This is a genomic window from Microbacterium sp. 71-23 (assembly GCF_001897265.1).
Classification (GTDB): domain Bacteria; phylum Actinomycetota; class Actinomycetes; order Actinomycetales; family Microbacteriaceae; genus Microbacterium; species Microbacterium ginsengisoli.
This window is the reverse complement of record NZ_MKSL01000008.1, coordinates 239575-261167: the sequence shown is the minus strand read 5'-3', so window position 1 is coordinate 261167 and position 21593 is coordinate 239575. Positions and strand designations below refer to the sequence as shown.

Genomic DNA, 21593 nt, shown 5'->3' with positions numbered 1-21593 from the left:
TCTTCGGTCAGAAGCCGGGGATGAGGCCGACGACCAGGTCGATCAGCTTGATGCCGATGAACGGGGCGATGACACCGCCGATGCCGTAGACGAGCAGGTTGCGGTTGAGGATGCGCGCGGCGCTCGCCGGCTTGTACGCCACCCCGCGCAGGGCGAGGGGCACGAGGGCGATGATGACCAGCGCGTTGAAGATGATGGCGCTGGTGACCGCCGAGGCGGGTGAGTGCAGCCCCATGATGTTCAGCGCCGCCAGGCCCGGGAACACCGTCATGAACATCGCCGGGATGATGGCGAAGTACTTGGCGACGTCGTTCGCGAGCGAGAAGGTGGTCAGTGCGCCGCGCGTGATGAGCAGCTGCTTGCCGATGCGCACGATATCGATCAGCTTCGTCGGGTCGGAGTCGAGGTCGACCATGTTGCCGGCCTCCTTCGCCGCCGACGTGCCCGTGTTCATCGCCACGCCGACATCGGCCTGCGCGAGTGCGGGGGCGTCGTTCGTGCCGTCGCCGGTCATCGCGACGAGCCGCCCGCCCTCCTGCTCCTTCTTGATCAGCGCGAGCTTGTCCTCCGGGGTCGCCTCGGCGAGGAAGTCGTCGACCCCCGCCTCCGCGGCGATCGCCTTCGCCGTCAGCGGGTTGTCGCCCGTGATCATGACGGTGCGGATGCCCATCGCCCGCAGCTCGGCGAACCGCTCCTTCAGGCCGTCCTTCACCACGTCCTTCAGCTGGATGACCCCGAGGATCGCGCCGGTGCCCGCGGCATCCAGGGTCGCGACGACGAGCGGGGTGCCGCCCGATCCGGCGATCTGGTCGGTGATGCGAGTGAGGGTCTGGCGGGTGTGGTCGGAGATCTCCACGCCCGCGCCGGTCAGCCACGCCGTGACGGCGGAGCCGGCGCCCTTGCGCACCGCGGTGCCGTCGTGGAGATCGACGCCCGACATGCGCGTCTGCGCGGTGAACGGCACGAACACGGCGCCGGCCGGCAGCTCCGCACGGATGCCGCGGCTCGTCGCCAGCTCGACGACCGAGGTGCCCTCGGGGGTGGGATCGGCGAGCGACGAGAGCGCCGCGGTCTGCGCGAGCACCTCGTCGCCGACGCCGGGCATGCGCACGAACTCGGTCGCGCGACGGTTGCCGTACGTGATGGTGCCGGTCTTGTCGAGCAGCAGCGTCGACACGTCACCGGCAGCCTCGACCGCACGGCCCGACATCGCCAGCACGTTGCGCTGCACGAGACGATCCATGCCGGCGATGCCGATGGCGCTCAGCAGCGCGCCGATCGTCGTCGGGATGAGGCACACGAGCAGGGCGACGAGCACCGGGATGCCCACCGGGGCGCCCACGGCGGCCGCGATCGGCTGCAGCGTCAGCACCACGATCACGAACACGATCGACAGGCTCGCCAGCAGGATCGACAGCGCGATCTCGTTGGGCGTGCGCTGACGAGCCGCGCCCTCGACGAGCGCGATCATGCGGTCGACGAAGGTCTCGCCCGGCTTCGCGGTGATGCGCACCACGATGCGGTCGCTGAGCACGCGGGTGCCGCCGGTGACCGCACTGCGGTCGCCGCCCGACTCGCGCACGACCGGTGCGGACTCGCCCGTGATCGCCGACTCGTCGACCGTCGCGATGCCGTCGACGATGTCGCCGTCACCCGGGATGAGCTCACCCGCGGTCACGACGACCACGTCGCCGAGCCGCAGCTCGGCCGACGCGATCTCGACGGTCTCGGCCGCGGTGGCCGCGGCATCCGTCGCCGGATCGTAGGCGACCACCTTGCGGGCCAACGTCGTCGTGCGGGTCTTGCGCAGCGACGCGGCCTGCGCCTTGCCGCGACCCTCGGCGACCGACTCGGCCAGGTTCGCGAACACGACCGTCAGCCACAGCCAGATCGCGATGCCCCAGGTGAATCCCGCGGGAACGGCCGGTCCGTCCTGGTGCAGGAACGGCTCGGCGATCGCGATGAGCGTCGTGAGGGCGGCACCCACCCAGACCAGCAGCATGACGGGGCTGTGCCACTGGGTGGCGGGGTTGAGTTTGCGCAGGGCGCCGGGAAGTGCCTGCAGCACCTGTTCACGGCTGAACGCGCGCGAACGGGGAGTCGCCTTCTCGGCGACCGGAGCGGTGGTGGTCATGATCAGGACAGTCCTTCTGCCAGGGGCCCGAGCGCGAGCACGGGGAAGTAGGTAAGAGCGGTGAAGATGATCGACACGCCGATCAGCAGGCCCACGAACTGGGGGCGGTGCGTCGGCAGCGTGCCGGCCGTCGTCGGGAGCGTGCCCTGGGCGGCGAGGGATCCGGCGAGGGCGAGCACGAGCACGATCGGCACGAACCGGCCGAGCAGCATCGCGACCGCGAGGGCAGCGTTCAGCCATCCGGTGTTCGCTGTCAGTCCGGCGAACGCGGAGCCGTTGTTGTTCGCGGCCGAGGTGAACGCGTAGAGCACCTCGCTGAAGCCGTGCACGCCGGGGTTCAGCATCGACACGTTCTCGATCTCGTCGCGGATCGGCGGGATCGCGAAGCTCGCGCCCACGCCCAGCAGCACGAGGGTCGGGGTGGCGAGCAGGTAGAGGCTCGCGAGCTTGATCTCGCGGGGGCCGATCTTCTTGCCGAGGTACTCGGGTGTGCGCCCGATGAGCAGACCGCCCACGAAGACGGCGATGATCGCGAGGATGAGCATGCCGTAGAGACCCGAGCCGGTGCCGCCGGGGGCGACCTCGCCGAGCATCATGTCGATCATCGGGATCATGCCGCCGAGCGGCGTGAACGAGTCGTGCATCGAGTTGACCGCGCCCGTCGAGGTGAGGGTGGTGGTCGAGGAGAACAGGGCCGATCCGAGGATGCCGAACCGCTGCTCCTTGCCCTCCATCGCCCCGCCCGCGGCCTGTGCCGCCGCGCCGAGGCCCGACGCCTCCAGCCAGCTCACCGCGACGATCGACGCGAGGAACAGTGTGCCCATGACCGAGACGATCGCGTAGCCCTGGCGGTTGTCGCCGACCATGCGACCGAACGTGCGCGGCAGCGCGAACGGGATCGCGAGCATCAGCACCATCTCGAGGAGGTTGGTCCACGGCGTGGGGTTCTCGAACGGGTGGGCGGAGTTCGCGTTGAAGAACCCGCCGCCGTTCGTGCCGAGCTCCTTGATGGCCTCCTGCGAGGCAACGGTGCCGCCCGGGATCGACTGCGTCTGCCCGGTGACGGTGGTGACATCGGTCCACGACGACACGTTCTGGACGACGCCCGCGACGATCAGCGCGACCGCGGCGATGATCGAGACCGGCAGCAGCAGCCGCCAGATGACGCGCACGATGTCGACCCAGAAGTTGCCGATCGTGGTGGCCCGGCGGCGCGCGAACCCGCGCACCAGGGCCACGGCGATCGCGATGCCGACCGCGGCCGACACGAAGTTCTGCACCGCGAGGCCGGCGAACTGCACCGTGTAGCCCATCGTCTGCTCGGGCGAGTACGACTGCCAGTTGGTGTTGGTGACAAACGAGATCGCGGTGTTGAAGGCGAGACCCTCGGGAACCGCGGGAAGCCCCAGCGAGTACGGCAGCCACTGCTGCAGGCGCTCCAGGGCGTAGACGAAGATCACGCCGACGAACGAGAACAGCAGCACCCCGCGCAGGTAGGCCTGCCAGGTCTGCTCGGATGCCGCATCCACCCCGATGACGCGGTAGATGCCGCGTTCCACGACGAGGTTCTTGCGGGCGGTGAAGATCCACGCCATGTAGTCGCCGAGGGGGCGGTACAGCACGACGAGGACGAGGATGAGCGTCGCGGCCTGTGCGATGCCGGCCCAGATGGTCGCGGCATCCATCAGAACTTCTCGGGGGCGACGAGGGCGACGACGAGGTAGGCGATCGCGGCGAGGGCGAGCACGGCCGCGACGATCGAGAAGACGATCACAGCTTCTCCACCCCCTTGGCGACGAGGGCGACGATCGCGAAGAGCGCGACGATGCCGAGGATGCAGATGAGATCGAGCACGAGGACTCCAGAGGTGCGGATCCGCGAGGACGCGGGTGCCCGGTGGGGGCACGACACCCGATCGAACACTGCCCGGAGCACCCCGGACGGCGTCCTTACGGAATCCATACGGCGCCCGCACGGGCGCTCACGGAATCCGTGCGCACGCGGCCCCGCGTCCGCTGCGGCGGGCCCGACGCCCGGATCTCAGGAGCGGGCGAGCACGTCCTCGAGGGCGACCCACGCGAGCATCGCGCACTTCACGCGGGCGGTGTACTTCGAAACGCCCGAGAGCGCGGCGGCGTCGCCGAACTCCTCCTCGTCGAGGGCGATCTGCCCGCGCGAGCGCAACGCCTCGCGGAACGAGGCGATCAGAGCGGATGCCTCGGCCCGCGGCATCCCGTCCTCCTCGTCGACGAGCGCGGACAGCATCGATGCGGACGCCTGCGAGATCGAGCAGCCGGCGCCCTCCCACACGATGTGGCTCACCTCGCCGTTCTCGACCGTGGCGGTCAGCGTGATCTCGTCGCCGCAGATCGGGTTGCGCTGGTGCGAGCGCGGCGAGCCCTCGGCTGCGGTGTCGAGCCCGAAGCCGTGCGGGTGCTTCGAGTGGTCGAGGATCAGCTGCTGGTAGAGCTGCTCGAGGCCGTTCACGCGTCGGCTCCGAAGAACGCACGCACGCCCGCGACGCCCTCGACGAGCGCGTCGACGTCGGCGCTCGTGTTGTACACGTGCGTCGAGGCGCGCACCGTCGCCGTCACGCCGAACCGGCGGTGCAGCGGCTGGGCGCAATGGTGTCCGACGCGCACCGCGATGCCGCGGGCGTCGAGGTACTGGCCGACGTCGTGCGCGTGCACGCCCGCCACGTCGAACGAGGCGAGCCCGACCCGTTCGACATCGGCGTCGCCGAGCAGCCGCACCCCCGGGATCTCCCGCAGTCCGTCGCGCAGGCGTCGCTCGAGCTCGTGCTCGTGGTCGCGCACGCGGGCCATGCCGATGCCGTCGAGGTAGCGTGCGGCGGCGGCCAGGGCGACCGCCTGCGACACGGGCTGGGTGCCCGCCTCGAATCGCTGCGGCGGCGGCAGGTACTCCGCGCCCTCGAGGGTGACGGTCGTGATCATCGAGCCGCCCGTGAGGAACGGCGGCAGCGCCTCGAGCAGCTCGGCGGTGCCGTAGAGGGCGCCCACCCCGTAGGGGCCGAGCATCTTGTGACCCGAGAAGACCGCGGCATCCACCCCGAGCGCGGGCAGGTCGAGCGGCAGGTGGGGGGCCGACTGGCAGGCGTCGAGCACGGCGAGGGCGCCGACGCCGTGCGCGAGCGCGACGAGCTCGGCCACCGGGTTGACGATGCCGAGCACGTTCGAGACGTGTGTGAAGGCGACCACGCGGGTGCGCGGGCCGACGAGGGCACGGGCGGCATCGAGGTCGAGCGTGCCGTCGTCGTGCACCGGGATCGCCCGCACGACGGCGCCGGTGCGGGCCGCGAGCTCCTGCCACGGGATGAGGTTCGCGTGGTGCTCCGCCTCGGTCACGACGATCTCGTCGCCCGCACGCAGGGCCAGGTGAGCGGATGCCGCACCTCCGCGCCCGGCCGTGGCGTTGCCGATGCCGTACGCGAGCAGGTTGAGGCCTGCCGTCGCGCCGCTCGTCCACACCAGCTGCTCGGCGGGGGCGCCGACGAAGCCGGCGACCGCCTCGCGGGCGTCTTCGAAGCGGATGGTCGCCTCGGCGGCGAGAGTGTGGGCGCCACGGTGCACGGCCGCGTTCTCGCGCTCGAGGAACTCGCGCTCCGCGTCGAGCACGATGCGCGGCTTCTGGCTGGTCGCCCCCGAGTCGAGGTACACGAGCGGGTGACCGTCGATCTCACGGTCGAGCAGGGGGAAGTCGGCGCGCAGGGCTGCCAGGTCGGGCACGAGCGACGTCATCCCTCCAGGCTACGCCGCGTGAGGACGGCGGGCGCGGCGGCGTCTCAGTCGCGACCGCGGGCGCCGGGCAGCGACCCGACCGTCGGCTCGGTGCCGCGACCCGCGCGCTGCTGACCCGGGAGCGGGCGGGAGCGACGACCGTAGATGAGCTCCGACGAGTCGAGCATCCACGGCACGAGAGTGATCGAGACGCCGTGCACGAGCATGAGCTGCTGCGCGATGCGGCGCGAGCGCCGGTTGTGCAGGAAGTTCTCCCACCAGTGACCGACGATGTACTGCGGCAGATAGACGGTGACGACGGCGGGGCCGTACTTCTCACGGTACTTCTCGATGTAGCCGACGATCGGTGCGACGTAGGCGCGATAGGGCGAGTCGAGGATGACCAGGGGCACCGGCATCCGGTGGTCGACCCATTCCTTCTGGATGTCGTCGCCGCTCTCCTTGGTGAGCGCGACGTGCAGCGCGATCGTCTTGTCGTGGCGTGCGGCGAGCGCGTAGTCGAGAGCCTTCGCGACCGGCTTCTGGAGCTTGCCGACCAGCACGATCGCCACGTCACCCGCGGAGCCGAAGTGCACATGGTCGTCGAAGCGGATCTCGTGCTCGACATCGCGGTAGTACCGGTTCACGCCGATCATCAGCAGCGACAGGATCGGGATGGCGAGGAAGACGAGCCAGGCGCCGTGCACGAACTTGGTGATCGTCACGACGATGAACACGACCGCCGTGAAGCCGGCGCCCATCGCGTTGATGACCAGGCCGTTCCAGATCTCGCGGTGCGTGAAGCTCGCGGACTTCTGCGCCCGTGCTTCGGGCGTGAGGGACTTCAGCTTCTTCAGCTCGCGCCGCCAGTGCACGACCATGCCGGCCTGTCCGAGCGAGAAGGACACGAAGACGCCGATGATGTACAGCTGGATCAGTGTCGTGAGGTTCGCCTGGGTGACCGCGAGCACGATGATCGCGGCCAGGCCCAGCGCGACCATGCCGTTCGAGAAGACGAGACGGTCGCCGCGGGTGTTGAGGGCCTTGGGTGCGTAGCCGTCGCGGGCGAGGGTCGCACCCAGCAGCGGAAAGCCGTTGAAGGCGGTGTTCGCCGCGAGCAGCAGCACCGCCGCGGTCGCCGCCTGCACGACGAAGAACAGGATCGAGTTGTTGCCGAAGGTGGCCGCGGCGACCTGTGCCATGAGGCTCGGCTGGGGCTGGTTGACGCAGTCGAAGCCCACGAGTGCACACGGGTCCTCCGAATAGCGCACTCCCGCGACCAGGGCGAGCATCGTGAGGCCGGCGAACAGGATGATCGCGATGAGGCCCATCGCGGTCAGCGTGCGCTGCGCGTTCTTCACCTTCGGGCGGCGGAAGGCGGGCACGCCGTTCGACACCGCCTCGACGCCGGTGAGCGCCGAGCAGCCGCTGGAGAACGCGCGCAGGATGAGCAGGATGATGCCCGCCTGCGTGATGTCCTCGGCCTTGACCGCGAAGCCGGCGCTCGAGGCGATGGGGGTGTCGCCGACGGCCCAGCGCGCAAGACCCACCACGATCATCAGCGCGATCGAGCCGATGAAGATGTAGGTCGGCAGAGCGAAGGCGCGGGATGCCTCGCGCACGCCGCGGAGGTTGACGAGCACGAGCAACACGACGAAGCCGATCGAGAGCTCGACGCGCCACGTGTTGAGCACCGGCAGCGCGGAGATGATGTTGTCGACGCCGGAGGCGACTGACACCGCGACCGTCAGGATGTAGTCGACGAGCAGGGCCGAGGCGACCACGACGCCCGACTTCTCACCGAGGTTCACGCGGGCGACCTCGTAGTCGCCGCCGCCCGACGGGTAGGCCTTGATGAGCTGCCGGTACGACAGCACCACGACGATCAGCAGCACGACCACGGCGGTCGCGATCCAGGGGCTGAACGCGAGGAACGCGGTACCGCCGATCAGCAGGATCATGAGCAGTTCCTGCGGGGCGTACGCGACCGACGACAGCGCGTCCGACGCGAAGATCGGAAGGGCCATGCGCTTGCGCAGCAGGTGGTCCTCGGCGTCGGTGGAGGCCAGCGGATCACCGATGAGGATGCGCTTGGCGATGGGTGTGTCCGGGGCCGGGTCAGCCGCCGTGGCGTCCGTGCCGTGTTCGGAACCGTCGTTTGTCACGACGCGCGACATTACGCGCTTGCCGACGGCGCCGCAACGCGGATTCCTGAGGGTTCACCCGATCGTTGTGAGGGATGCCGTCCGCAGGTGCGGATGCGGCATCCCCGACGCGATATCGAGAGCGGATGCCTCAGCTCACCGCGCGGCGCACGAGCTCGGCGATCTGGGCGGCGACGGCGTCGTCGATGGCCGTGATCGCGAACTCCTTCGCCCAGAACGTGCCCTCGTCGAGGTGGGCCGTCGCCTGGAATCCGAGGGTCGCGTAGTGGTCCTTGAACTTCGCGGCGTCCTTGAAGAACAGCACCGACTTGCCCTCGGCGTTCGCGTACGACGGCATGCCGTACCAGAGCTTCGGCGCGAGCTGCGGGGCGACGGTCGTCACGATCTCGTGCACCTTCTCGGCGAGCGGCCGATCGAAGTCGGAGAAGGTCGCGATCTTGTCGATGACGTCCTGCAGCTCGGCGGCGGCCTTGTCCGCGTCCTTGGCGCGCTTGGCGGCGGTGCGCTTCTCGGCTGCCGCCTCCTTCATGGCGGCGCGCTCGTCGGCGCTGAACGTCTCGTCGCTCGGGGTCATGGCGTCTCCTCCACTCGGGCCGCACGCGGCGGCATCGAGCACACGGTACCCCGCGCGATTCTGTGCGTGCTTCTCCGATCGTGCTCGACGGGGCGCCGAACGGTCAGCCGCGCGCACGGTCTCGCGCGCTCAGCCGAGCCAGGCGCGGGCGGCGACGACGAGCGCGTCGACGCCCCGCTCGATCGTCGGGTGCATGACCGGCGCGTAGAACGGCGAGTGGTTCGCCGGGATGTCGCGACCGAGCGTGCCGGCCGCGGCCGCGGCGGCGTACGCCTCGGGGTCGACGCCGCCCCAGAACCAGTAGACGAGGGGAACCCCCGCGTCGCGCGCGAACCACGAGACATCCTCGCTGCCGGTGAACAGCCCGGGGTCGACGACGTCGTGCTCGCCGAACGCCGCGCGGAACGCGCCCATGACACGCTCGGTCGCCGCCTCGTCGTTGATGGTCGGCGGCAGGGTGAAGACGCCGTCGAACGTGGGCGGAACCTCGACACCGGATGCCGCGGCCTCGGCGTTCACGATGCGGTGCACCTGGCTGAGCAGTCGCTCGCGCTGGTCGTCGGTCGTGTAGCGCAGGCTCAGCTCGAGGGTCGCCTCGGCGGGGATGATGTTGTGCTTCAGGCCGGCGTGGATGGAGCCGACGGTCACGACCGCGATGTCCTGCGCACTCGTCTCACGGGCGACGATCGTCTGCAGCCGCATCACCGTCGCCGCCGCGAGCACGACCGGGTCGATCGTCTCGTGCGGGCGCGAGCCATGGCCGCCGCGCCCATGGAGCGTGACGGTGAGGCCCTCGGCGGCAGCCATCTGCGTGCCCGGCCGGGCACCCAGACGGCCCGCGGGGAGGGTGCTCGTCACGTGCTGGCCGAGCACCACCTCGGGCCGCGGGAACCGGTCGAGCAGGCCGTCGTCGAGCATCGCCCGAGCGCCCGCGCCGAACTCCTCCGCCGGCTGGAACAGCGCCACGATCGTGCCCGCCCAGCCGCCCCGCTCGGTCCACAGGCGCTCGAGCGCGCCGAGCAGCGCGGTGATGTGCATGTCGTGCCCGCACGCGTGCATGACGGGCACATCGACGCCCGCCGGGTCGACGCCGCGCGCGGTGCTCGCGTAGTCGAGGCCGGTCTGCTCGGGCACCGGGAGCCCGTCAGTGTCGGCGCGCAGCCAGATGACCGGGCCGTCACCGTTCTCGAGCGTCGCGACGACGCCTGTGCGACCGACGCCCGTCTCGTGCGGGATGCCGAGCGCGGTCAGGTGCTCGGAGATCACCCCGGCCGTGCGGTGCTCCTGGAAGGAGAGCTCGGGGTGGCGGTGCAGGTCGACATAGATCGCGTCGAGGTCGAGAGGCATGCCCCGACCCTACGCGAACGTCGCCCGGTGCGGCTCAGTCGATCGGCTTCTCCTCGATGCCCCACGGCGATCCGTAGCCGGCCGGGGCGGGGGCGGCGAGCAGGTCGAGGAACGGGGTCGCCGAGAACGCCTCGGGGCCGAGTACGCCCGCGCCCGACCACACACCAGTGGCGAGCAGTTCAAGGGCGACGACGGGGTTGATGGCCGTCTGCCAGACGACGGCCTGCGAGCCGTACTCGCGCATCGTCTCCTCGTTGTCGGCCACGTGATAGAGGTACGTCGACCGGGGCTTGCCGTCCTTGCCGGTGCCGCGCACCCAGACGCCGGCGCAGGTCTTGCCGCTCATCTTGTCGCCGAGGGTGGCCGGGTCGGGCAGGCATGCGGCCACGACGTCGCGGGGCGAGACATCCACGCCCTTCACGGTCACCTTGTCGGTCTTGTCGAGCCCGAGCTTGTGCAGGGTCTTGAGCACGCCGATGAACTCGTCGCCGAGACCGTACTTGAAGGTGACGCGCTTCGCCTTCGTCCAGCGGGGCATGAGCAGCACCTCCTCGTGCTCGACGTTCACGCACTCGACCGGGCCGATGCCGTCGGGGAAATCGAACACCTCGGGCTCGGAGAACGGCGGCGTCGTGAACCAGCCGGTGCCCTCTTCGTAGATGACCGGCGGGTTCAGGCACTCCTCGATGGTCGTCCAGATGGAGAAGGACGGGGCGAAGTCGTACCCGGCGACGACGAGGTTCGCGCCGTCGCGTACGCCGAGCTCGTCGATCTCGTCGAACAGCTCGTCTTCGGCGTAGCGGGCGAAGACGTCCGACAGGCCCGGCTCGACGCCGATGCCGACGAGCGCCAGGCGCCCGGCGGCCTCCCACTCGGCGGCCTTCGCGAACTGCTCGTCGCCGAGCTTGACACCGGGCAGAGCGTGCGGCTGGTCGGGATGCGGGTGCGACAGGCTCATCGCCATGTCGAGGTAGGTGGCGCCGGCCGCGAACGCCCCGTCGAAGATCGGCATCACGAACCGCGGGTCGACGGCGTTGAGCACGTGGGTGATGTCGTGCGCGCGGATGAGGTCGGCGACCGAGTCCGCGTTCGAGGCGTCGACCTGTGCGGCGATCACTCGAGGGTCGCCGACGGCGTCGACGAGGGCCTGCGGACGCGCCGGGTCGTAGTCGGCGACGACCAATGCCTCGAAGAAGTCGCGACGTACGGCGATACGCACCGCCGCCGATCCGACCCCGCCCGCGCCGATGATGAGGATGCGCATGAGAACTCCCGCTCGTGGATGGCTTTCGGCGAGGTTAGGTCGCCGGCGCCTCCGGGCAGATCGCCGTCGCGGCGAACATGCCTGTGCTCGAGCCGCCGCCGCGGCGAGTGCGTCCGCGCGTCATGCCGCTGCGCTACGCGCGGACACGGCGAGTCAGGCGCGCAGCCAGACCGTGGTGTCGGCGGGCAGGGTCTTCTCGATGCCCGGTTCGCTCGCGACGAGAACGTCGCCGGCGGGCAGCGCCACCGGGGATGCCCCGACGTTCGCGACGACCGTCACGTCGCCGTTGCGGAACGCGATGACGTCGTCGCCGAACCCGTCGAGCCACTCGACGGCACCGGCGCCCAGACCGTGGGCGCGACGTGTCGCGAGCAGGTCGCGGTAGAGCGACAGGGTGGAGTCGGGGTCGCCGGTCTCGGCGTCGCGGGCGTGCTCCGCCCATTCCGCCGGCTGGGGCAGCCACGACGCGCCCGTCGAGTTGAAGCCGAACGAGGGGCCGGTCGACGTCCAGGGCAGGGGCACGCGGCATCCGTCACGGCCGTACTTCTCGTGGTTCGTGCGGAACCACGTCGGGTCCTGGCGCTTGTCGTCGGGGATGTCGATGGCCTCGGGCAGCCCGAGCTCCTCGCCCTGGTAGACGTAGGCGGAGCCGGGCAGGGCGAGCATGAGGGATGTCGCCGCCCGCGCGCGACGCAGACCGAGCGCCGGGATCGGCTGGGCCGCCGACAGCGGGCCGATTCCCTCGCCCTGCGGGCTCGGCGCCGTGAGGGCGAGCCGGGAGGCATGCCGGATCACGTCGTGGTTGGAGAGCACCCAGGTGGCGGGCGCGCCGACGGCGGGGAAGGCGCGCAGCGAGTCGACGATCACCTGGCGCAGCGGCTCCGCCTCCCACTCGGTGGTGAGGTAGGGGAAGTTGAACGCCTGGTGCATCTCGTCGGGCCGCACCCACAGGGCGGTCTTCTCGGGCGTGGGCAGCCATGCCTCGGCGCACAGGGCCCGGTCGCCGTCGTACTCGGCGAGCACCTCGTGCCAGTCGCGGTAGATCTCATGCACGCCCGGCTGGCCCCAGTAGGGCACGTCGTCGTCCTCGCCACCCATCGAGCCGCCGTCGACCGGCGGGACGTAGTCGGGAAGGCCCGCCTTCTTGATCATGCCGTGCGCGACATCGACCCGGAATCCGTCGACACCGCGGTCGAGCCAGAACCGCAGCACGCCCCGGAAGTACTCGCGCACCTCGGGGTTGTCCCAGTCGAAGTCGGCCTGGGTGACGTCGAAGATGTGCAGGTACCACTGGCCGAGGGTGCCGTCGGCCTCGGTCACGCGCTCCCACATGCCGCCGCCGAACACCGACTCCCAGTTGTTCGGGGGCAGCTCGCCGTTCTCGCCCTTGCCGTCGCGGAAGATGTAGCGGGCGCGCTCCGGGCTGCCGGGCGCGGCCTTCAGCGCCTGCTGGAACCACACGTGCTGATCGGACGAGTGGTTGGGCACGAGGTCGACGATCACCCGGATGCCGCGGCTGTGCGCCTGCGCCAGCATCTCGTCGAAGTCGGCGAGCGTGCCGAACAGGGGGTCGACGTCGCAGTAGTCGGCGACGTCGTAGCCGGCGTCACGCTGGGGGGAGACCATGAACGGGCTCAGCCAGATCGCGTCGACGCCGAGGTCGGCGAGGGCGTCCAGGCGCGACGTGATGCCGGGCAGGTCGCCGATGCCGTCGCCGTTGGAGTCCGCGAACGAGCGCGGGTAGATCTGGTAGATCACGGCGGTGCGCCACCACTCGTGCCCGGGGGTGCTCGGCAGGGGAGAGACATCCGTCGTCGAGGTCATGGGCACCAGGGTACGGCAGAAATCGTATCGATTCGACGGATGCCTCGGTCCACCGCCCCTACGCTGGTCGGGTGACCATCCACCCCGCTCTGCGCCTGTCGACCGAGGTCGCCGCGGCGCTCGCCGACGGCCGTCCCGTCGTCGCCCTCGAGTCCACGATCATCAGCCACGGCCTGCCGCGGCCGCGCAACCTCGAGGCGGCGCGCGAGTTCGAGGAGATCCTGCGGTCGCAGGGCGTGACGCCGGCGACCATCGCGGTGCTCGACGGCGTGCCGCGGGTGGGCCTCGAGCCCGACGAGGTGCGGCGCATCGCCGAGGAGGACCTCGCCAAGGCGAGCGTGCGCGACCTCGCGATCCTCGCCGCGCTCGGCCGCAGCGGTGCCACCACCGTCGCCGCGACCGCCTACCTCGCCGGCCTCGCCGGGGTGCGCGTGTTCGCGACCGGCGGCCTCGGCGGTGTGCACCGCGGCGCCCAGGACACCTTCGACGAGTCGGCCGACCTGTCGGTGCTCGCGCACAGCCCGGTCGCCGTCGTCTCGGCGGGTGCGAAGAGCGTGCTCGACCTGCCTGCGACCCTGGAGCGCCTCGAGACGCTGAGCGTGCCGGTCGTGGGCTTCGGCACCGACGTGTTCCCCCGGTTCTGGCTGCGGGAGTCCGACCTGACGCTCGACTGGCGGGTCGATGACCCGGCGGATGTCGCGGCGATCCTGCGCGCACAGGACCTCCTCGGCACCGGGGCCGGCCTCGTCGTCGCCAACCCCCTCCCGCCCGAGCTCGAGTGGGACCTGGTCGAGCACGACCGGGTGCTCGCGGAGGCGTTCGCCGAGGCCGACGCGCAGGGGGTGCGCGGCAAGGCAGTGACGCCCTTCCTGCTGCTGCGCATCGTCGAGCTGTCGGGGGGCAAGAGCCTCGAGGTGAACCTCGACATCGCCCGCAACAACGTGCGCCTCGCGGCCCGCATCGCGACGGCGTTCGCGGCCGGGGCCTGAGCCTGCTGTGACCGGGGGCGCGCGGCCGATCCTCGTGATCGGCGACGTGATCGACGACATCATCGTCGTGCCCGCGGGGCCGATCCGGCCCGAGACCGACACGCTGTCGACGATCGTGTCGACCCAGGGCGGGTCGGCCGCGAACGTCGCCGCGTGGCTCGGATCGCTCGGTGCCGCGGTGCGGTTCGTCGGTCGCGTGGGCGCGGGTGACGGCCCCCGGCACCGGGCCTCCCTGGAGGCGTTCGGCGTCGAGGCGCTCATCGACGAGGACCCGGTGCTCGCCACCGGGCGCATCATCGTGATCGTCGACGGCGACCGGCGCAGCTTCCTCACCGACGGCGGCGCGGCCCGCTCGCTCTCGCCGGCCGTGCTCGACGACGAGCAGCTGGGCGCGGCATCCGCTCTGCACCTCACCGGGCACTCGATGCTCGACGCGTGGCGGCGGGTCGACACGGCCGCCCTGATCCCGAGGGCGAAGGCGGCGGGGCTGGATGTCACCGTCGACCCGTCGTCGGCCGGGTTCCTGCGGGACATCGGCGCGCAGACCTTCCTCGACACGATCGCCGGCACCGACGTGCTGCTTCCGAACCGCGCGGAGGCCGAGGCGCTCACCGGCGAAGACGACCCGCGGCTCGCTGCCGAGGCGCTGCTCGAGATCGTGCCCGCCGTCGTCATCACCCTCGGTGGGGACGGCGTGTTCGTCGCGGAGCGGGGTGAGCGCGGCGTGCACCTGCCGGCGCCGCGCGTGCGGGTGGTCGACCCGACGGGTGCGGGCGACGCGTTCGCCGCCGGGTTCCTGGCGGCCCGGCACGAGGGTGCTGACGTGACCGTCGCCGCCCGCCGCGCGATCGTCGTCGCCGCGGGCGCGCTCGGGCGCGCGGGCGGCCGCCCCATCGCCTGAGGGCGGAATCCCCATCGCCTGAGGGCGGTGCCCCTATCGCCTGGGGGCGGCGTCGGGCGCGGGCTGCGGGAACGCGGCAGCTCGGCGACTCGCCGCCGCGGGAGGGGTGGCGCGGCCGGGGGAGCGAAGGGACGCCCGCCCCACGCCGGAAACACGCGCCGGGTATCGTGACCGCGTGCCCATCGAAGCCCCGTCTGCCGCCGACCTCGCCCGCGCCGAGAGTCTCATCGCGATCGTTCCCGACTTCCCGACGCCGGGCATCAACTTCCGCGACATCACGCCGCTGCTCGCCGACGCCGACGCGTTCCGTGCGGTGATCGACGGCCTCCTCGCCCCGTTCGAGGGCACCTACGACGTCGTCGCCGGGATCGAGGCGCGCGGATTCCTGCTGGCGGCCGCCGCGGCGGTCGCCGGTCATGCCGGTCTCGTGCCGATCCGCAAGGCGGGCAAGCTGCCGCGACCCGCGGCATCCGTCGACTACGCCCTCGAGTATGCGACCGCCACGATCGAGATGCACGACGACATCGCTCCCGGCACCCGGGTGCTGCTGATCGATGACGTGCTCGCGACCGGCGGCACGATCGCCGCGGCGCAGGGCCTCGTCGAGCGTCTGGGCGGCACGGTCGCGGGCACCGCCGTGCTGCTCGAGCTCACCGCGCTCGGCGGCCGGGCGCTCACGGGCGACGTGCACGCTCTGTTCACGGTCTGAGGTCAGGCGGCCGGCGCCACGACGCGCCTCCCCCGCACATAGACCTCTGCGACCGCCTGCTCGCGCATGCCCAGCAGCAGCGTGAACAGATGGGCGGATGTCCCGGGTTCCCCGCTGTGCGCGAGTACGTCGGCGAGGCCGGGCTGGTCCTGCGGTCGCACCACGACGAAGTCGGCCTCCTTGCCGGCGTCGAGGTTGCCGAACACGTGCTCCTGGTCGAGCGCGCGGGCACCGGCGAGGGTGCCGAGGAAGAGCAGCTCGGCCGGGTGCAGCGCGATCGCATCGTCGCCGGGCTCGGTCATGTGCACCTTGTATGCGTCGGAGAGCACACGCGGGATGAGCCACTCGTCGCCCGCCCCGACATCGGTGCCGAGGGCCACGGTGACGCCGTGTGCGAGCGTGCGACGCCAGGGCATGGTGCCGCTGCCGAGGAACAGCTGCGATGTCGGGCAGTGCGCGATCGATGAGCCGGTCTCGGCGAGCCGGGCGAGCTCGGCGTCCTCGCAGTGCACCGCGTGGGCCAGGATGCTGCGCCGTCCCAGCAGGCTCTCGCCACCGTATGCCGATCCGGGCATGAAGTGCCCGTCGTAGGTGTCGAGGTAGGTTCGCGTGCCGTAGACCTCGCGCACCGCGGCGATCTCGCCGTCGCCCGGACGGTTGTTCTCGTTGAGGTGCGAGTGGAAGTAGACGCCCCGCTCGCGCGCCTCGCCGTACAGTTCGCCGAGCCCTCTCAGCGTCGTCGGCGTCACCGACAGGCTGAAGCGCGGCACGACCGCGACCTGCGCGAGCGCGCGCGTCGCGTCGGCCGCGGGGCCGGCGGCATCCTGCCCGTGCCAGGCGTCGATCTCGTCGCGGGTCAGCGCGAGCGCGTCGGCCTCGCTGGTGAGAAGGGCGGTGGCCGAGGCGGGGCCGACGGTCTGGATGCCGCGGCCGCTCACCACCCGCAGGCCCGCCTGCAGCGTGCGGGAGAACAGGGCCTCCTGCGCGACCGGGAACGCCGAGCCGAACACCATCGCCGCCGTCGTGCCGACAGCAACCCGGCGGGCGACGAACGCCCGTGCGATCGCGTCGGCGAAGGCCGCGTCGGCGAGACGGGACTCGGCGGGGAACACGCAGTGCTCGAGCCATTCGAGCAGCTCGCCGCCCCCGAACGCGTCGGTGGTGAAGGTCTGCGGGAAGTGCAGGTGGGTGTCGACGAAGCCCGGCAGCAGCACGCCGCCGGTCTCGGTGACCGGGGCCTCGGCCCACTCGGCGGGAAGGTCGCGCCAGGCGCCCGAGAACGCGACGCGTCCGGTCGCGTCCACGACCAGCACCCCGTCGGGCTCGGAGACGAGCGCGGCATCGACGTCGCCCGCCGCGGGCGCGCCCGCGATGTGCACGAGGTGGCCGCGGTAGACCGCAGCGGTCACAGCAGCCCGCCGCCGAGGTTGACCGGGCTGTCCTCGACGTTGCCGACGATGCCGCGGATGATGCCGACGCCGTCGGCGCCCCGCAGGCTCTCGTACCAGGCGTCGGTCGCGGCCGGGTCGAACGCGTGGGTCTCCCAGGCGCGCTTGCGGGCGCGCAGCACGAGGTCGCCGGCACGCTCGGCGCGGATCTTCTCGTAGCGCCGCAGCGCGTCGGGGACGCCGAGGGTGTTGGTCGCGAACACGATGCCGAGCGCGAAGGAGTCCTCGAGCGCCGAGCACGCGCCCTGCCCGATGTCGGGCGACGTGTTGTGGGCCGCGTCGCCGAGGATCGCCACGCTGCCGCGCACCCACGTGTGGAAGGGGTCGATGTCCCAGATCTCCACCCGGTTGAGGGATGTCTCGGGGTCGATCGCCGCGATGAGCGCCTCGGCGCCCGGAGCCCAGCCGGCGAACGCCTCCTCGAGCGGACGCTTGCCGTCGGCCTGCTTGTCGTAGGGCAGACCCGAGGGCTGCGGGATGTCGACGAAGAAGTAGAACCGGTCGCCCGCCACCGGCATGACCGCGCAGCGCTTGCCGTCGGCGACGTAGGTCGTCCACTGGGTCGCCGACCCGATGCGCTCGTCGACGGGCACCAGGCCGTTGAAGTTCGTGTAGCCCGAGTAGGTGCGCTCGATGCGCGTGCCGCCCTCGTCGGCGCGGGTCACGTAGTCGCGCACGAGAGAACGGGCGCCGTCGGCCCCGATCAGCAGGTCGGCGGTGTCGGTCGTGCCGTCGGCGAACGTGGCGGTGACGATCCCGTCGGCCTCCGACACCGCGACGAGCTTGCGGCCGAGGTGCACGCGGTCGGTGCCGACGCGCTCCATCAGCAGCGCCTGCAGGTCGGCGCGCGCCACCGGGTAGGGGCGCTGCCCGGTCTGGGTCGTCACCGTCTCGAGTGAGAAGCGGCACATCTCGGCGCCGCCGAACCCCTCGTAGTAGGCCATGTCGTCCATGCGGCCGCCGAGGGCGGCGACCTCGTCGCCGAGGCCGAGCCAGTTGAGCACCTTCACGCCGTTGGACCACAGCGACAGGGCCGCCCCGACGGGCTTGTTCTCCCGCATCTGGTCGTAGACGACCACGTCGTGGCCGAGCTTCTGCAGGGCGAGGGCGGCACTGGTTCCGCCGATGCCGGCCCCGATGATGATCACGCGCATGGTCGGCACCCTAGGGTGCGCACATCACGGGCGCGTTTCGTGCCGGATGCCGCGGCCCGCGGCATCCCGCACCCGTCACGTCGACGCGGGCGGGCGGCGATCGACCGGCAGCGCGGGTCAGCTGCCGCGGTAGGTGGAGTAGGCGAACGGGCTCAGCAGCAGGGGCACGTGGTAGTGCGCGCGGCCCGGCTGCACGCGGAACGTGACGGCGACGTGCGGGTAGAACGTCTCGACGCCGACCGCCGCGAAGTACGGGCCGGTGAGGAACGTCAGCGTGTAATCGCCGGCCGTGAGCGCATCGGGTCCGAGCGCGAGCCGGCCGTCGCCGTCGGTGGCGCCCTGGGCGATGACCGCGCCGGAGGCGTGGGCGAGCACGACGCCGATACCCGACGCCGGAGCGCCCGTGGCGGCGTCGAGCACGTGGGTGGTGAGGTGGCTCATGCGGGGTCTCCTTCGGTGACGGCGGTGCGCAGGCGCAGCAGGGCGATCTCGGCGAGCTGGGCGGCGGCCTCGCGCTCCTCGGTCTCGGGGTCGTGGGCGAGGCGGCGGGTGAGGGCGGCGAGGATCTCCGCGGGTGTGCGGCCCGCCGCGCGGATGAGGAACACGCGCCCGAAGCGCTGCTCGTAGTCGCGGTTGCCCTGCGCGATCGCCGCGGTGACGTCGTCGTCGGCGGTCGCCATCGCGGCCTGCTCGGTTCGGGATGCCGCGGCCTCCGCGCCCGCGCCGTGCGGCTTCTCGCCGATGCGGGGGTGGTGGGCGAGGGCGGCGTCGAGGTCGGCGCGGGACCACGCACCCGCCGTCCGCGCGGCATGGTCGGCGAGGGCCCCGACCGTGCCGTACGGGCGGTGGGCGACGACATCCGTCACCCAGGCGGGGATCGCCGCCCACACCGAGACGACGGCCTCCGCGTCGCGCGCGGGCAGGGCGTCGAACTCGGCGATGCGCATGGCGTCACCCTATCCGGGCGGCAGGTGTCGCCTCGCGCCGATCCGGTGGCCGAGGCGGCCGCCGGATCGGCGAGAGAGGTCGCCCGCACGCGTCACAGAATGTTCATCCTGGTTACATCTGTGAAACGCACCGGCCCTAGGGTGGGGCCATGTCGCGCACGACCCCCGCCTTCACGATCGCGGCCCGCCGTGTGCTCGTCGCCGGAGGGTTCGACGAGGCATCCGTCTCGATCGTCGACGGCGTGATCGCCGCCATCAGGCCGTTCGACCCCGACGCCGACGTCGTCCTGCCCGACGACACCGTGCTGCTGCCGGGCCTCGTCGACTCGCACGTGCACCTCGACGAGCCGGGCCGCACCGAGTGGGAGGGCTTCGCCACCGGCACCGCCGCCGCCGCAGCCGGCGGCGTCACGACCCTCTTCGACATGCCGCTGAACAGCGTGCCGGTCACGACCACCCCCGAGGCGCTCGCCGCCAAGCGGGCCGCCGCCGCCGGCAAGCTCGCCGTCGACGTCGGCTACTGGGGCGGCGCCGTGCCCGAGAACCTCGGCTCCCTCGCCGACCTCGCCGCCGCCGGTGTCGTCGGCTTCAAGTGCTTCCTGTCGCCGTCGGGCATCGACGAGTTCGGCCACCTCGACGCCGACCAGCTCGAGGCGGCGCTCGCCGAGATCGCGACGTTCGACGGCGTGCTCATCGTGCACGCGGAAGACCCCGCCCACCTGCACGGCGACGGCGCGCTCGGCGTGCACTACGCCGACTTCCTCGCGACCCGCCCGCCGATGAGCGAGCAGGCGGCCATCGAGCAGGTCATCGAGGCCTCCCGCCGCACGGGTGGCCGCGCCCACATCGTGCACGTCTCCGACGGCGGCGCCCTCGACGCGGTGCGCGCCGCGAAGGCGGACGGTGTGCGCCTCACCGTCGAGACCTGCCCCCACTACCTGACCCTCGCCGCCGAGGATGTGCCAGACGGTGCGGGCGCCTTCAAGTGCTGCCCGCCGATCCGCGACCGCGCCAACCAGGACCTCCTGTGGGTGGGCGTGCTCGACGGCACGATCGACGCGATCGTCAGCGACCACTCGCCCTCGACCCGCGAGCTCAAGGAGCAGGGCGGCGGCGACTTCGGCCTCGCCTGGGGCGGGATCGCGGGGCTGCAGACCGGGCTCGCGGCGATCTGGACCGCGGCGGCGGGACGCGGCATCCCCCTCGAGCGCGTGCTCCCGCTCATGACCGAGGGCCCCGCGCGCATCGCCGGCCAGCCCGGCCTCGGCGAGATCGCCGTCGGCGCCCCCGCGCACCTCGCCGTCTTCGCGCCCGATCGCGCCTGGACGGTCGACGCGGCCGAGCTTGAGTACCGCAACAAGCTCTCGCCGTGGCACGGCCAGACCCTGACGGGCCGCGTCGAGCGCACCTATCTCGCCGGGCACGAGGTCTTCCGCCTCGGCGAGGGGGTCGGCGTGCGAGCCGGCGCCGAGATCCTGCACACCCTGCGACCCACGGGAGCGGAACGATGACGTTCGAGATCCTCCAGCCCCACACCGGACCCATCCCGGCCGACGTCTACCTGCCGGCGAGCCCCGAGACGGTCACGTGGGGGCGCCTGCCCTCGCGCGCCGACGCGCCCGTGCTCACCGTTCCCGCGGGCACCACGGTGACGATCGACACGGTCAGCCACGAGGGCATCCTCGAGGACCAGGGCAAGGACCCGCTCGGCTACTTCACCGGTCACGGGGTGGTCGCGGCATCCGTGCTCGACGACGCCGTCGCGATCGCCGCGGCGCTCTCGCGCGACCCCGCCGTCGACGGACCCCACGTCGTCACCGGGCCCGTGCGCATCGACGGCGCCCGCCGCGGCGACCTGCTGAAGATCACCGTCGTCGCCCTGCAGCCGCGGGTGCCGTACGGGGTCATCTCGAACCGGCACGGCAAGGGCGCGCTTCCCGGCGAGCTGCCGCGCGGCGAGGGCACGATGAGCGTCTTCACCCCGGTGGAGGACCGCGACGGATGCCTCGTCGGCACCCTCCCGCTCACCGACGGCGGTCCGCGCGTGGTGGAGTTCCCGCTCGCGCCGTTCCTCGGCACCATGGGCGTCGCGCCCGACAGCGACGAGCGCCCCCACTCGGTGCCGCCCTCGAACTTCGGCGGCAACATCGACATCAAGCTGCTCACCGAGGGCTCGGTGCTCTACCTGCCCGTGCAGGTCGACGGCGCCCTCGCCTACGTCGGAGACCCGCACTTCGCTCAGGGCGACGGCGAGGTCGCGCTCACCGCGCTCGAGGCGTCGCTGCGGGCGACGCTGCGCTTCGACGTCGTGCCGCGCGCCGAGGCGCTCGCCGCCTTCGGCGACGTGCTCGGCCCGCTCGTCGAGACCGCCGACTACCTCGTGCCGACAGGCCTCGACCG

General features: G+C 71.8%; 20 protein-coding genes. 5 read left to right on the top strand and 15 right to left on the bottom strand.

Annotated features, from left to right (window positions below; translation table 11 throughout):
• Window positions 1-7 precede the first annotated feature (7 nt).
• From kdpB to BGO15_RS01260, 11 genes are all read right to left on the bottom strand, one after another.
• Window positions 8-2134, bottom strand: a complete 2127-nt coding sequence (kdpB, locus tag BGO15_RS01310) for a potassium-transporting ATPase subunit KdpB (RefSeq protein ID WP_056519664.1) — start codon at window positions 2132-2134, stop codon at window positions 8-10.
• A 2-nt stretch (window positions 2135-2136) separates the two neighbouring features.
• The gene (gene kdpA, locus BGO15_RS01305; protein ID WP_056519668.1) at window positions 2137-3819 is read right to left on the bottom strand and encodes a potassium-transporting ATPase subunit KdpA; all 1683 of its coding nucleotides are present in this window, start codon (window positions 3817-3819) and stop codon (window positions 2137-2139) included.
• Entirely contained in the window at window positions 3819-3908 is a 90-nt protein-coding gene (locus BGO15_RS01300; RefSeq protein ID WP_045247975.1) for a potassium-transporting ATPase subunit F, read from the bottom strand. The genes kdpA and BGO15_RS01300 overlap by 1 nt, the downstream gene beginning before the upstream one ends.
• Window positions 3905-4069: a hypothetical protein gene (locus tag BGO15_RS01295; RefSeq protein ID WP_048808978.1), complete on the bottom strand. Its 165-nt coding sequence runs from the start codon at window positions 4067-4069 to the stop codon at window positions 3905-3907. Before BGO15_RS01295 ends, BGO15_RS01300 begins: the two co-directional genes overlap by 4 nt.
• A 105-nt stretch (window positions 4070-4174) precedes the next feature.
• Window positions 4175-4621, bottom strand: a complete 447-nt coding sequence (gene sufU / locus BGO15_RS01290; protein WP_056206219.1) for a Fe-S cluster assembly sulfur transfer protein SufU — start codon at window positions 4619-4621, stop codon at window positions 4175-4177.
• Complete coding sequence (locus tag BGO15_RS01285; protein WP_056519672.1) at window positions 4618-5892, bottom strand: SufS family cysteine desulfurase; 1275 nt, start codon at window positions 5890-5892, stop codon at window positions 4618-4620. The genes sufU and BGO15_RS01285 overlap by 4 nt, the downstream gene beginning before the upstream one ends.
• Window positions 5893-5936: 44 nt before the next feature.
• The gene (locus BGO15_RS01280; protein ID WP_056519675.1) at window positions 5937-8048 is read right to left on the bottom strand and encodes an APC family permease; all 2112 of its coding nucleotides are present in this window, start codon (window positions 8046-8048) and stop codon (window positions 5937-5939) included.
• Window positions 8049-8166: 118 nt separating this feature from the next.
• Window positions 8167-8610, bottom strand: a complete 444-nt coding sequence (locus BGO15_RS01275; protein WP_056206221.1) for a DUF1801 domain-containing protein — start codon at window positions 8608-8610, stop codon at window positions 8167-8169.
• Between the two features lie 129 nt (window positions 8611-8739).
• Entirely contained in the window at window positions 8740-9957 is a 1218-nt protein-coding gene (locus BGO15_RS01270) for an amidohydrolase (RefSeq protein WP_056206222.1), read from the bottom strand.
• Between the two features lie 34 nt (window positions 9958-9991).
• Window positions 9992-11221: a saccharopine dehydrogenase family protein gene (locus tag BGO15_RS01265; RefSeq protein WP_056206224.1), complete on the bottom strand. Its 1230-nt coding sequence runs from the start codon at window positions 11219-11221 to the stop codon at window positions 9992-9994.
• A gap of 153 nt (window positions 11222-11374) precedes the next feature.
• Window positions 11375-13045: a glycoside hydrolase family 13 protein gene (locus BGO15_RS01260; RefSeq protein WP_056519677.1), complete on the bottom strand. Its 1671-nt coding sequence runs from the start codon at window positions 13043-13045 to the stop codon at window positions 11375-11377.
• A gap of 71 nt (window positions 13046-13116) precedes the next feature.
• On the opposite strand from BGO15_RS01260, the gene BGO15_RS01255 reads away from it, so the two are divergent.
• The 3 genes from BGO15_RS01255 to BGO15_RS01245 all read left to right on the top strand — a co-directional run bounded on the left by BGO15_RS01255 (window position 13117) and on the right by BGO15_RS01245 (window position 15644).
• Window positions 13117-14034 carry a pseudouridine-5'-phosphate glycosidase gene (locus tag BGO15_RS01255; RefSeq protein ID WP_045247984.1) on the top strand — a complete coding sequence of 306 codons (918 nt, stop codon included), beginning with the start codon at window positions 13117-13119 and terminating at the stop codon, window positions 14032-14034.
• 7 nt (window positions 14035-14041) lie between these two features.
• Window positions 14042-14935: a carbohydrate kinase family protein gene (locus BGO15_RS01250; RefSeq protein WP_056206226.1), complete on the top strand. Its 894-nt coding sequence runs from the start codon at window positions 14042-14044 to the stop codon at window positions 14933-14935.
• Between the two features lie 175 nt (window positions 14936-15110).
• Window positions 15111-15644 carry an adenine phosphoribosyltransferase gene (locus BGO15_RS01245; protein WP_045248021.1) on the top strand — a complete coding sequence of 178 codons (534 nt, stop codon included), beginning with the start codon at window positions 15111-15113 and terminating at the stop codon, window positions 15642-15644.
• A gap of 2 nt (window positions 15645-15646) precedes the next feature.
• On the opposite strand, the gene BGO15_RS01240 is transcribed toward BGO15_RS01245, so the two are convergent.
• The 4 genes from BGO15_RS01240 to uraD all read right to left on the bottom strand — a co-directional run bounded on the left by BGO15_RS01240 (window position 15647) and on the right by uraD (window position 19193).
• On the bottom strand, window positions 15647-17053 hold the full coding sequence (locus tag BGO15_RS01240; RefSeq protein ID WP_056519681.1) for an amidohydrolase family protein: 1407 nt from the start codon (window positions 17051-17053) through the stop codon (window positions 15647-15649).
• Complete coding sequence (gene hpxO / locus BGO15_RS01235; RefSeq protein ID WP_056206308.1) at window positions 17050-18246, bottom strand: FAD-dependent urate hydroxylase HpxO; 1197 nt, start codon at window positions 18244-18246, stop codon at window positions 17050-17052. Before hpxO ends, BGO15_RS01240 begins: the two co-directional genes overlap by 4 nt.
• A 117-nt stretch (window positions 18247-18363) precedes the next feature.
• A complete protein-coding gene (gene uraH, locus BGO15_RS01230) occupies window positions 18364-18687 on the bottom strand; it encodes a hydroxyisourate hydrolase (protein ID WP_056206228.1) in 324 nt (107 codons plus the stop codon).
• On the bottom strand, window positions 18684-19193 hold the full coding sequence (gene uraD / locus BGO15_RS01225; protein WP_056206230.1) for a 2-oxo-4-hydroxy-4-carboxy-5-ureidoimidazoline decarboxylase: 510 nt from the start codon (window positions 19191-19193) through the stop codon (window positions 18684-18686). The genes uraH and uraD overlap by 4 nt, the downstream gene beginning before the upstream one ends.
• A gap of 149 nt (window positions 19194-19342) precedes the next feature.
• On the opposite strand from uraD, the gene allB reads away from it, so the two are divergent.
• Window positions 19343-20704 carry an allantoinase AllB gene (gene allB, locus BGO15_RS01220; protein WP_056206231.1) on the top strand — a complete coding sequence of 454 codons (1362 nt, stop codon included), beginning with the start codon at window positions 19343-19345 and terminating at the stop codon, window positions 20702-20704.
• On the top strand, window positions 20701-21593 hold an 893-nt coding region (locus BGO15_RS01215), incomplete at its 3' end, for an acetamidase/formamidase family protein (RefSeq protein ID WP_286746720.1). The genes allB and BGO15_RS01215, both read left to right, overlap by 4 nt.